This is a genomic window from Hafnia paralvei (assembly GCF_020150375.1).
GTDB classification, from domain to species: domain Bacteria; phylum Pseudomonadota; class Gammaproteobacteria; order Enterobacterales; family Enterobacteriaceae; genus Hafnia; species Hafnia paralvei.
Genome location: NZ_CP083737.1, coordinates 4,003,919 through 4,016,768, shown reverse-complemented (window position 1 = coordinate 4,016,768; position 12,850 = coordinate 4,003,919). Strand labels below are relative to the sequence as shown.

At 50.0% G+C, this 12,850-nt stretch carries 6 protein-coding genes and 1 pseudogene; 4 read left to right on the top strand and 3 right to left on the bottom strand.

Annotated features, from left to right (window positions below; all coding sequences use genetic code 11):
• Positions 1-11: 11 nt before the first annotated feature.
• From K9N75_RS18610 to gltB, 3 genes are all read right to left on the bottom strand, one after another.
• The gene (locus K9N75_RS18610) at positions 12-692 is read right to left on the bottom strand and encodes an N-acetylmannosamine-6-phosphate 2-epimerase (RefSeq protein ID WP_008815200.1); all 681 of its coding nucleotides are present in this window, start codon (positions 690-692) and stop codon (positions 12-14) included.
• A gap of 190 nt (positions 693-882) precedes the next feature.
• Positions 883-2,301, bottom strand: coding sequence for a glutamate synthase small subunit (locus K9N75_RS18605; RefSeq protein WP_224451989.1), 1,419 nt, complete (start codon positions 2,299-2,301; stop codon positions 883-885).
• Positions 2,302-2,315: 14 nt separating this feature from the next.
• Complete coding sequence (gene gltB / locus K9N75_RS18600; protein ID WP_224451988.1) at positions 2,316-6,773, bottom strand: glutamate synthase large subunit; 4,458 nt, start codon at positions 6,771-6,773, stop codon at positions 2,316-2,318.
• Between the two features lie 692 nt (positions 6,774-7,465).
• On the opposite strand from gltB, the gene mnmL reads away from it, so the two are divergent.
• The 4 genes and pseudogenes from mnmL (at position 7,466) to mtgA (ending at position 12,792) form a co-directional block, all read left to right on the top strand.
• Positions 7,466-8,368 (top strand): tRNA modification radical SAM protein MnmL/YtqA, encoded by a 903-nt coding sequence (mnmL, locus tag K9N75_RS18595; RefSeq protein ID WP_039184875.1) that lies wholly within the window; start codon positions 7,466-7,468, stop codon positions 8,366-8,368.
• Between the two features lie 301 nt (positions 8,369-8,669).
• A pseudogene (gene arcB, locus K9N75_RS18590) lies at positions 8,670-11,073 on the top strand (aerobic respiration two-component sensor histidine kinase ArcB).
• A gap of 331 nt (positions 11,074-11,404) precedes the next feature.
• Positions 11,405-12,058: an isoprenoid biosynthesis glyoxalase ElbB gene (gene elbB / locus K9N75_RS18585; RefSeq protein ID WP_039184880.1), complete on the top strand. Its 654-nt coding sequence runs from the start codon at positions 11,405-11,407 to the stop codon at positions 12,056-12,058.
• Positions 12,055-12,792 carry a monofunctional biosynthetic peptidoglycan transglycosylase gene (gene mtgA, locus K9N75_RS18580; RefSeq protein ID WP_008815194.1) on the top strand — a complete coding sequence of 246 codons (738 nt, stop codon included), beginning with the start codon at positions 12,055-12,057 and terminating at the stop codon, positions 12,790-12,792. Before elbB ends, mtgA begins: the two co-directional genes overlap by 4 nt.
• The last annotated feature ends 58 nt before the right edge of the window (positions 12,793-12,850 follow it).

Below are 12,850 nucleotides of genomic sequence, written 5' to 3'. Positions count from 1 at the left end.
TCAGCTCCCAGTTAGCGCTTAATGGCTTGGCTAAACCATTGGCAGATATGTTCAATGCGGGTGATTGCTGACCCAACGGTAACGGCCCAAGCCCCCTGTTCGATGGCCTTGGCGGCCAGCGCCGGAGAGTTGTATCGTCCCTCGGCAATGACGCGACAGCCTGCGTTGCTCAGCTCAGACACCATCGTCAGATCTGGCTCGTCAGGTATCTCTCCACCGGTATATCCAGACAGCGTCGTACCGATAAACTCGACGCCTTTTTGTTGGCACTCAAGACCTTCTTCCCGTGTCGAGCTGTCAGCCATAGCCAATAGACCGTGATGACGTATACGTGCCAGTAGATCGTCAATTTCGACGGGTCTTGAGCGGAACGTTGCGTCGAAAGCGATGATGTCGGCTCCAGCCTCGGCGAGCGCATCGATATCAGATAAATAAGGTGTAATACGTACTGGTGAATCTTCTAGATCACGTTTGACGATCCCGATGATTGGCACTGAAATATGCGGTCGAACGGCTTTTAAGTTTGTAATGCCTTCGATACGTATAGCTACAGCGCCAGCCGACACAGCTGCTTGAGCCATTGCGGTAACGATTTCCGGACGATCCATTGGACTATCAGGCACAGGTTGGCAAGAAACGATCAATCCTCCCTGCTCACGCACCCGCTGTTCTAAATCGGCTAGTAGTGACATTTTGCTCCATCCTAAAAAATTATTTGAAGTTTAACTCCAAATTACAATATTAGACGGAGTGGAACGGCATCAAGTATTCATTGGCTGAAATGTGAACAGGATCATAAAGTCGACGGCGAGAAGCAAAAAACGGAGCCGAAGCTCCGCTTTTTGGGGAAGTTGCTATTAGAAGGGCTTTTACACTGCCAAATTACACTTCCAAATAGCTCATGATCCCTTCTGCGGCTTTGCGGCCTTCTGCTATGGCTGTGACGACCAAGTCAGAACCACGAACGGCGTCACCGCCGGCGAAGATTTTAGGGTTACTGGTCTGGAAGGCATTATGGCTTCCTTCTGGTGCAATGATGCGCCCTTGTTTATCCAAGTTGACATCATGCTCTGCCAGCCAGCTCATCGAGTGAGGGCGGAAGCCAAATGCCATGACTACGGCATCTGCGTCCAAAACATGTTCAGAACCGGCGATAGGCTGCGCTATGCGACGTCCAGCAGCGTCAGGCTCACCCAGTTCGGTACGCACCATCTTCACGCCGCAGACTCGGCCAGAGCTATTGAGCTCAAGGCTTAATGGTTGCAGATTGAACATGAATTCTACGCCTTCTTCGCGCGCGTTTTTCACCTCGCGTTTAGAGCCAGGCATATTTTCCTCATCACGGCGATATGCGCAGGTGACCTGCGTCGCGCCTTGACGGATGGATGTACGAACGCAGTCCATCGCAGTGTCACCACCGCCGAGCACCACCACGCGTTTGCCTTCCATACTGATGTAAGGCTCTTCTTCGCTAGCGTCGTAGCCCATCAGCTGTTTAGTATTGGCGATGAGGAACGGCAGCGCGTCGAATACACCGCTGGCATCTTCATTTTCTAAGCCACCGCGCATAGATTGATAGGTACCAACGCCAAGGAAAACGGCGTCATATTCATTCAGTAGCTCGCTGATTGGCACGTCCTTACCCACTTCGGTATTCAGACGAAACTCGATCCCCATACCGGTGAAAATTTCGTGACGCTTGGTCATGACTTCTTTTTCCAGCTTAAAGGCTGGAATTCCGAAGGTAAGCAGGCCACCAATTTCTGGATGGCGGTCGAATACGACGGCTTGTACGCCGTTGCGAGCTAACACATCAGCACAGGCTAAACCTGCGGGGCCTGCGCCAATAACGGCAACGCGTTTTCCCGTTGGCTGCACATGTGACATGTCTGGTTTCCAGCCCATGGCGAGTGCTTTATCATTGATATAGCGCTCGATATTACCGATGGTCACGGCACCAAACTCGTCATTAAGCGTACAAGAACCTTCACACAGGCGATCCTGTGGGCATACGCGTCCACATACTTCGGGAAGGCTGTTGGTCTGGTGTGCCAGATCGGCGGCTTCCATAATGCGACCTTCGTTTGCCAGCTTCAGCCAGTTCGGAATGTAGTTATGTACCGGGCATTTCCACTCACAGTATGGATTGCCGCATGACAGACAGCGGTCTGCTTGCGACTTAGCCTGTGTTTCAGAAAAGGGCTCATAAATTTCTACAAACTCGATCTTACGGATCTTGAGCGGCTTCTTAGGCGGATCAACGCGCTGTAGGTCAATAAATTGATAAACATTCTGGCTCATTTTTTTCTCCGCCCTTACTGCGCCTGTACCCGCAGCTCGGCTGCGGAACGACTACGGTGACCTAACAGTGCTTTCACATCGCTGGATTTTGGTTTGATCAGCGCAAACTTTGGTGCCCATTCTGGCCAGTGCGCCAAGATCTCTTCGCCACGGCTCGATCCCGTTAGCTGTACATGTTCGGTGATTAAACCTCGCAGATGTTCTTCATGGATCGCTAACTGATCCATACTTAGCACTTCTACCAGTTCAGGGTTAACGCGTTTGCGGAACTCGCCGTCTTCGTCCAGCACATAGGCAAAGCCACCCGTCATCCCCGCGCCGAAGTTGATGCCAGTCCGCCCGATAACACAAACGATACCGCCGGTCATGTACTCGCAGCCGTTATCACCAATGCCTTCAACCACGGTGATTGCGCCGGAGTTGCGCACTGCGAAGCGTTCTCCTGCGCGGCCAGCGGCAAACAGTTTTCCTCCGGTTGCGCCGTACAAACAGGTATTACCAATGATGCTGGCTTCGTGGCAACGGAAAGCGGAGCCGACGGGAGGACGAACCACAATCTTGCCACCCGCCATACCTTTACCGACGTAGTCGTTCGCATCACCCGTTAAGGTTAGCTCTACGCCACCGGCGTTCCACACACCAAAACTTTGCCCAGCAGTGCCGGTGAACTGCGCTTTGATCGGATCGCTTGCTAGCCCCTGATCGCCATGCTGTTCAGCAATAGCGCCAGACAAGGATGCGCCGACGGAACGATCGGTGTTACGGATATCAAAGAACACGGTTTTGCTTTGCTTGGCTTCAATATTGGCCTGAACCTGCGCCAGCAGCTCCTTGTTAAGCAAACCTTTATCAAACGAAGGATTGCTCTCAGTGCAATACACCGCTTTGCCCGGTTTAGGTTCTGCGGTTTTCAGCAGCGCGGACAGGTCCAGTTTGTTTTGCTTAGCGGTGAAACCATCCAGCTCAAGCAGTAAATCTGTGCGGCCAATCAGATCGACCAAACGGGTTACGCCCAGCTCCGCCATCAGCTCGCGAGTTTCACGGGCAATGAACTGGAAGTAGTTGGCTACGCGCTCCGGTAAACCGTGGAAGTGGTTGCGGCGTAGTTTTTCATCCTGCGTTGCCACACCGGTTGCACAGTTGTTCAAATGGCAAATACGCAGATATTTGCAGCCCAATGCGACCATTGGACCGGTGCCGAAGCCGAAACTCTCAGCGCCTAAAATGGCTGCTTTGATAATATCGACGCCGGTTTTGAGGCCGCCATCGACCTGTAGGCGGATCTTGTGACGTAAGCCGTTTGCCACCAGAGCTTGTTGAGTTTCAACCAACCCAAGTTCCCAAGGACAGCCTGCGTATTTTACCGATGACAGCGGGCTTGCACCTGTTCCGCCATCGTAGCCAGCAATGGTAATGAGATCGGCATAGGCTTTGGCAACGCCGGTTGCAATAGTGCCAACGCCGGGTTCAGAGACCAGTTTGACCGAGATTAATGCTTTTGGGTTAACCTGTTTCAAATCGAAAATTAGCTGTGCTAAGTCTTCGATAGAGTAAATATCGTGGTGCGGTGGCGGTGAAATGAGCGTTACGCCAGGTACGGAGTAGCGCAGTTTGGCAATATACGGCGTGACTTTGTCGCCCGGTAACTGGCCACCTTCGCCAGGTTTTGCTCCCTGAGCCACTTTAATCTGAATCACGTCGGCGTTGACCAGATAGGCTGGAGTGACGCCAAAACGTCCCGAAGCGACCTGCTTAATGCGGGAAACTTTGTTGGTTTTGTAGCGTGCAGGATCTTCGCCGCCTTCGCCTGAGTTAGAGAATCCGCCCAAACCGTTCATGGCTTCGGCCAGCGCCTCATGAGCTTCTGGACTCAGTGCCCCAATTGACATAGCTGCGGTATCAAAACGTTTGAATAGCTCACTGGCAGGCTCAACGCTATCCACGGCAATGGTTTCACCTTTCGGCGTGATTTGGAGTAAATCACGTAGAGTGGATACCGGACGTTCGTTCACCAACTTGGCATACTTCTGATAATCTTCGTATTCACCACTTTTAACCGCGGCCTGCAGGGTATTTACCACGTCAGGGTTGTACATATGGTATTCGCCGTCATGAACGAATTTCAGCAGACCGCCCTGATCCAACGGTTTGCGTTTTAGCCACGCTCGTTTAGATAGGTTTTGCAGATCCTGTTGGAAGTCGCTGAAACCCGCACCACCGATACGACTGACGACGCCAGGGAAGCACAGATTGCTGACTTCACGATGTAAGCCAACCGCTTCAAACAGTTTGGAGCAGCGATATGATGCGATGGTGGAAATTCCCATCTTCGACATAATTTTGTACAGACCTTTGTTGATGCCGTTGCGATAGTTCAGCATCACGTCACGGTATTTTTTGTCGATAGCGTGGGAGTCGGCCAGTTTGGCGAGAGTTTCATATGCCAGATACGGATAGATTGCCGTCGCGCCGAAACCAAGCAGCACCGCAAAGTGGTGGGGATCGCGAGCGCTGGCGGTTTCAACAATGATATTAGCGTCGCAGCGCAGATTCTTTTCCACCAGACGTTGCTGAATAGAGCCAACCGCCATTGGCGCAGGCACCGGTAAACGTTCAGCGCTGATATTGCGGTCAGACAGCACCAGCAACACGGCACCGCCACGTACTTTCTGCTCTGCCTCTTCGCACAGCGCATGAATCGCCTGCTGTAAATCGGTTTGCTGCGGATCAAACGTCAGATCGAGCGTTTCTGCGCGGTAATGTTCACTGTCCTGTGTGGTTAACTGGGTGAAATCTGAATACAGCAAAATAGGTGATTTGAAGTTCAGGCGATGAGCTTGACCCTCGGCTTCGCTGAATACGTTCATCTCACGGCCAATACTGGTCGACAGAGACATCACATGGGCTTCACGCAGCGGATCGATTGGCGGGTTTGTGACCTGCGCAAACTGCTGGCGGAAGTAGTCGTAAATAATACGTGGGCGACTAGAGAGCACGGCAAATGGCGTATCATCGCCCATTGAACCTGTTGCTTCCTGTCCATTCTCGCCGAGCACACGCAGGATTTGGTCAAGCTCTTCACTACTGTAACCAAATTGCTTCTGGAAGGTGAGCAGCTCATCGTCATTGAGTTCGCGCTGACCCACCTGATCGTCTGGCAAATCTTCGAACGGTACTAAGCGCTTAACGTTACGCTCCATCCACTCTTTATAAGGATGGCGGCTTTTCAGATCGTCATCGGTTTCTGCCGAATGAAGAATGCGTCCGCTGCGGGTGTCGATGACCATCAGCTCGCCGGGGCCAACGCGGCCTTTTTCGAGCACTTCATCAGGCTGATAATCCCAGATCCCGACTTCGGAAGCGCAGGTGATCAGTTTGTCTTTGGTGATGACATAGCGCGCAGGGCGTAGGCCGTTACGGTCTAGGTTACAGGCCGCAAAGCGCCCATCAGACATGACGATACCGGCAGGGCCATCCCACGGCTCCATATGCATGGAGTTGAAGTCGAAGAAGGCGCGTAAATCGGCGTCCATATCGGGGTTATTCTGCCATGCTGGTGGTACCAGTAAACGCATGGAGCGCACGATATCCATGCCACCGCTCAGTAACAGTTCCAACATATTATCGAGCGAGCTGGAGTCTGAGCCGGTTTCATTGACGAACGGCGCTGCGTCCTGCAAATCAGGGATCAGCGGCGTTTTAAATTTGTAGGTACGAGCACGCGCCCATTGGCGGTTACCGGTGATGGTGTTGATTTCACCGTTGTGCGCCAGATAGCGGAATGGCTGAGCCAGAGGCCAGCGTGGCACGGTATTGGTTGAAAAGCGCTGGTGGAACAGGCAAATGGCGGATTCCAAACGCAGATCGGCCAGATCCAGATAGAAACGTGGCAGGTCGGCCGGCATGCACAGACCTTTATAGATCGTCACCAGGTTAGAGAGGCTACAGACGTAGAAATCTTTATCTTCAATACGTTTTTCAATACGACGACGAGCGACGAACAGACGGCGCTCCATATCGCGCGGACGCCAGCCTGCTGGGGCGTTAACAAAAATTTGTTCGATGCGCGGCATAGAAGAAAGCGCGATTTCGCCCAACACGTCAGAATTGATAGGAACTTCACGCCAGCCGATGACCGACAGCGTTTCGTTCTGCAACTCTTCTTCTACGATGCGGCGACTGGCGCGCGCTTCGCTTTCATCTTGGCTGAGGAAAATCATACCTACAGCGTAGTTTTTGGCTAAACGCCAGCCGCGCTCTTCGGCCACCATACGGAAAAAACGATCGGGCTTTTGCAGCAGCAGGCCGCATCCGTCACCGGTTTTACCATCGGCCAAAATTGCACCACGGTGTTGCATTCGCGCCAGTGCGTGGATCGCGGTACGAACTACTTTATGGCTTGGCTCACCTTCTATATGGGCGATCAGACCGAAACCACAGTTGTCCTTTTCAAGGGATGCATCGTATAGCATTTCTGTGAACCTCCCGAGGCTCTGCATTACTTTCCATCTTACTGCGAGTTGGATAGTGCATAACCATTCGGCACGCGCATCCGCCTCGGTTATTGCACTTTTGGCGTCTTTCCAGCAGTGGTCAATAACGTGTTTCGAGGGAGTCGTAAATGACTACATAAAAATGACGAGACATTAGCCCGTCTAGAAAAAGTCGTTAAAAAAACATTTAGCTTCCAGCGGTCTTTCAACTTATCTAGAAAGAGTACGTAGGTCAAATGTGGGGAGGTTCACACTTTTAATCTGCTTGTGAATGCTTATTTAATTGATTATTAAATATAAAATATCATTTTTGGCTCTTTATGGAAGTCAAGGTAAGCCGAGAAAAATGTGAGCTGACTCACTGTAGTGCAAGCCTATTATTTATGCACCGTGCTAGAGCAATTCACTTTAATAGTGAATTATATTGTAAAATTAAGTTTTCGCGTTGGTTATGACTATTTTTCATCTCCGCAATATCATTGTGTCAGCGCATTGAAAATAATAAGAATTCTTTATTACAGCTCAAGTGAATTTATTATCATTAATAATGAATTTTTATTCCTTCTGGCTGCATGGTGATGATTGATCTTCATCAGCGCAGCAAAGCGGAGTATGAGATAGGATCATCGCCCTCAGTTTTTCCGTGATGTGTACAGGCGAATCTTCAGACTATGCAGTTGCAGCAACTCGTAAATATGTTCGGTGCCGATCTCCAGCGCCGCTATGGTGAAAAAATTCATAAGCTTACCCTGCATGGTGGTTTTAACTGCCCTAATCGTGATGGCACATTGGGGCGCGGTGGCTGCACTTTCTGTAACGTGGCCTCTTTTGCGGACGAACAAATGCAGCGCCAGAGCATCGCGGAACAGCTGGAGGCGCAGGCGCGCAAGGTCAATCGTGCCAATCGCTATCTCGCTTATTTTCAAGCCTATACGAGTACTTATGCAGAAGTCTGTACCTTGAAGAACATGTATGAGGAGGCGTTACAGCAGGCCGATATGGTGGGCATTTGCGTTGGTACCCGCCCTGACTGCGTGCCGGATAGTGTCTTGGATTTGCTGAGTGAGTACCGCGATAAGGGCTATGAAGTGTGGCTTGAGCTTGGTTTGCAGAGCGCACAGGATAAAACCCTGAAACGCATCAATCGGGGCCATGATTTCACCTGTTACCAAAAGACCACGCGAGCGGCGCGAGAACGCGGTTTGAAAGTGTGTAGCCATTTGATTGTTGGTTTGCCCGGTGAGGGTAAAGAAGAGTGTATGCGGACGTTAGAGCAGGTCGTTAATACAGGCGTCGATGGTATCAAGCTGCATCCGTTACATATTGTCACCGGTAGCACAATGGCCAAAGCATGGCAGGCTGGACGTTTACGTGAACTGCCGTTGGCGGAATATGTCACTACTGCTGGTGAAATGATACGTCATACGCCGATGGATATCGTTTATCACCGCATCTCGGCGAGCGCTCGTCGCCCAACATTATTGGCACCGTTATGGTGCGAGAACCGTTGGACAGGAATGGTTGAATTGAATCGCTATATGCTGGAGTTTGGGGGGCAGGCTTCGGGTTTATAGCGGGATAATGCTTTGGGTCGTGGTGGATTAGAGTTCGTTTTTGAAGCCAAGGTGTAATATTCCGCCCACCTGTTCATACCGAGTTTCAATGTCAGTTCTGTGTAGGCGTACGAGCAGAGATCGCCAGCGCGTGGCCTTTGCACTGCGCAGATATCAAATTGTTGCTTTTAGCGTACGAAACCTTAAACCTTTTCGGCAAAGTAGAGCTTAACTTTTTGATATCCCATTTCAATCTTAGAAATCTCCCTTAACAATAGTTTTACGGTATGATTTAAAAGACTGTAAACCAAGGGAGTCGCACATGAAGCAAATCCGGGTATTAGCCCAGTATTACGTCGATTTAATGGTAAAACTTGGGTTGGTGCGCTTTTCCATCCTACTGGCTTCGGTGCTGGTTATTCTGGCTATCGTAGTGCAGATGGCGGTGACTATGCTGCTGCGCGGAGAGGTGGAAAGCATTGATGTTGTGCGTTCGGTATTCTTTGGTTTATTGATCACCCCATGGGCCGTTTATTTCCTTTCTGTCGTCGTTGAGCAATTAGAAGAGTCGCGGCAGCGTCTTTCCAAGCTGGTTAATAAGCTGGAAGAGATGCGCTATCGCGATCTCGAACTTAATCAACAGCTGAAAAACAATATTTCCCAACTCAATCAGGAAATTGCCGAGCGAGAGAAGGCTGAAGACGCTCGCTTGCAGGTGCTTGATACCTTACAGCACGAGATTGACCAGCGTGAGCAGGCGCAGATTGAGCTGGAACAGCAGTCGGCTTTATTACGTTCTTTCCTCGATGCCTCTCCAGATTTGGTTTATTACCGTAATGAGAACGAAGAGTTTTCCGGCTGTAACCGAGCAATGGAACTGTTAACGGGTAAGAGCGAGAAGCAGTTAATTGGCTTGAAACCAGAAGATGTCTACGACGAAGATATCGCTAAGAAAGTGATCGAAACCGATGAGAAAGTATTCCGCCATAACGTTTCGTTGACCTACGAGCAGTGGTTGGTTTATCCCGATGGGCGTAAAGCCTGCTTTGAGCTACGTAAAGTACCGTTTTATGACCGTGTGGGTAAACGCCATGGTCTGATGGGCTTTGGGCGTGATATTACCGAACGTAAGCGTTATCAAGATGCGCTGGAGAACGCCAGCCGTGATAAGACAACCTTTATCTCTACCATCAGCCATGAGCTACGTACGCCGTTAAACGGCATTGTTGGCCTAAGCCGTATTCTTCTGGATACCGAGCTAAATCAAGAGCAGCTTAACTATCTCAAAACCATCCATGTGAGTGCGATTACGCTGGGTAATATTTTCAATGACATTATTGAGATGGATAAGCTTGAACGTCGTAAGGTTCAACTTGATAACCAACCGATAGATTTCACCGGTTTCTTAACGGATTTGGAGAACCTTTCCGGCCTGTTAGTGCAGCCGAAAAAGCTCGATTTCACCCTTGAACACCAGCCAAATCTACCGCACAAAATTCTTGCCGACGGGACTCGATTGCGCCAGATCCTGTGGAACCTGATCGGTAACGCGGTCAAGTTCACCCAGAAGGGGGGCGTCAACGTGAAGGTGTGGCGTGAAACCGGCGGCAAACTGTTTTTTGAAGTGAAAGACAGCGGTATCGGTATTCCGCAGGATGAGCAAGATAAAATTTTTGCCATGTACTATCAGGTTAAAGATCAAAACGGTGGAAAACCCGCGACAGGCACAGGGATTGGACTTGCCGTTTCCAAGCGTCTGGCTCAGAACATGGGCGGTGATATCGTCGTACGCAGCACTCCAGGGGAAGGCTCATGCTTTACCCTTTCTATTGATGCTCCGGTCGTTGAAGAAGCGCTATCGCCACAGCCTGAAGATGAAGAATTGCCATTGCCAGCGCTGCATGTACTGTTGGTGGAAGATATTGAACTGAACGTGATTGTGGCACGTTCGGTATTAGAAAAATTGGGTAATAGCGTTGATGTTGCCATGACGGGACAGCAGGCGTTAGACATGTTTACGCCGGGTGAGTACGACCTGGTGCTGCTTGATATTCAGCTACCTGATATGACAGGTCTGGATATTGCTCGTAGCCTGTGTGAAAACTATGGCGATGATGACCTGCCACCGCTGGTGGCGTTAACGGCTAACGTGCTGAAAGACAAAAAAGAATATCTTGATGCTGGTATGGATGATGTGCTGAGTAAACCGCTTTCGGTTCCTGCTCTCACGGCCATGATCAAGAAATTCTGGGATGAGGCGCCGAAGGCTAAAGAGAAAAAGGTGGAGAGTAAAAAAGTGACCCAGAATACCGAAGACCTTTTAGATACTGACATGCTGCAACAGTACATTGATTTAGTCGGCCCACAACTTATTTATCAAGGCCTTGATATGTTTGAGAAAATGATGCCTGGGTATTTAGCCGTGCTGGAGTCGAATATGACTGCTCGCGATCAAAAGGGCATCACCGAGGAAGGGCACAAAATTAAAGGTGCTGCGGGTTCTGTCGGGTTACGCCACTTGCAGCAGGTTGCTCAGCAAATCCAAACTTCATCGCTGCCTGCATGGTGGGATAATGTTCAAGAGTGGGTGGATGAACTTAAGCATGAATGGCGACACGATGTGAAAGTACTGCGGGATTGGGCTGATAAAGCAACCAAGAAATAGAAAAAATGACCCCAGCCTAGGCTGGGGTGCGCAACGACTGCGCCAACACCAGGGAAACTGAATGTTTACGCTAAGTTTTTCTAAAGGTATTAAGTTGGATCAATTGCGTAAACATAATTTATGGGTTTCACGCGAAACTGAACCAAGATACCAACATGTTTTCCTGCTTGTTAGTTGATTCATTAAAATGTGTGATGTGGGCTATTGTTTGCTAATACAAACGTTTTAGTGGTTGACTTAACTCTAGATAGTTACTACGAAATTTCCAGTATTTATTTTATCCAAGGCATCATAAACGGTAATTGGTAAACATTACTAATGCTTAGCGTGCATACCTTTGTGTCGGTAATGTATTTCTATGAGCGTGGTGCCACCGTGATTAGGAGAAGAATATGAAGCGAGTCGGCGTAGTTTTAAGTGGCTGCGGTGTTTTTGATGGTGCGGAGATTCATGAGTCAGTCTTAACGTTGTTGGCATTAGACCGCGCGGGTGCTCAGGTTCATTTCTTTGCGCCTGATAAGCCACAGATGCATGTGATTAATCACCTTACTGGTGAAGAGAGTAGTGAGAGTCGCAATGTGTTGGTTGAGTCTGCACGCATTGCACGCGGGAACATTAAACCACTGTCTCAGGCCGATGCTGGTGAGCTTGATGCGCTAATCGTCCCCGGCGGTTTCGGTGCCGCCAAAAACCTAAGCTCTTTTGCTACGCAAGGTGCAGAGTGCTCTGTTGATGCCGAGCTACAACGTCTGGTTCAGCAGATGCACCAGGCCGGAAAACCGTTAGGTTTTATTTGTATCGCGCCCGCTTTGTTGCCGAAGTTACTCGGTGTACATACTCGTTTAACCATTGGCAACGATCCTGATACAGCCGAAGCGATTGATGCCATGGGCGGTGAGCACGTAGTTTGCCCGGTGGATGATATTGTGGTCGATTTGGATCAGAAAGTGGTGACAACGCCTGCCTATATGCTGGCAAACTCGATCGGAGAAGCAGCTCAAGGTATTGAGAAGCTGGTTGCAAGAGTGCTGGAACTGGCTGAATGAGCAAGGGGCGCGGGCAGAAGCACGGTTTGTTAGGACGAGTGCGTATTTGGAGCCAAAGCGTCATTTTAGGCGTTATCGGTGTTTGGTTGGCTGGCATTGTTATCTTTGCCTTCCTGCCCGTTCCGTTTTCTGCTGTGATGGTGGAGCGTCAATTCGGTGCATGGATTACCGGTGATTTTGGCTATGTTGCCCATCAGGATTGGGTGCCAATGGATGAAATCTCTCCCTATATGGCGCTTGCCGTGATCGCCGCAGAAGATCAAAAGTTTCCTCAGCACTGGGGATTTGATCTTGGGGCGATTGAATCGGTCATCGACGGTAGTGAAAAGGGGGATAAGCCGGTTCGTGGGGCGTCGACTATTTCACAGCAAACGTCTAAAAATCTGTTTTTATGGGATGGACGTAGCTGGATTCGTAAGGGCTTGGAAGCAGGGCTGACGTTGGGAACCGAAGTGGTATGGACTAAACGCCGCATTCTAACGGTTTATCTCAATATCGTAGAGTTTGGTCCTGGCGTGTTTGGCGTGGAAGAAGCGGCACGTCGTTACTTTCATAAACCAGCCAGCCGTTTGACGGCTTCTGAAGCCGCATTGCTTGCTGCAGTGTTACCTAATCCGCATCGCTTTAGCGTCAAAGCCCCTTCTGGCTATGTGTTGCGTCGCCAGCAATGGATTTTGCGCCAGATGAGGCAGCTCGGTGGGGAAAGTTATCTCAAGCAAAATAAATTAAATTAAGCGGCGTATGGGTGTGTCACCGATCAACGTCAATAAAAATCCCCGCTTCAGCGGGGAT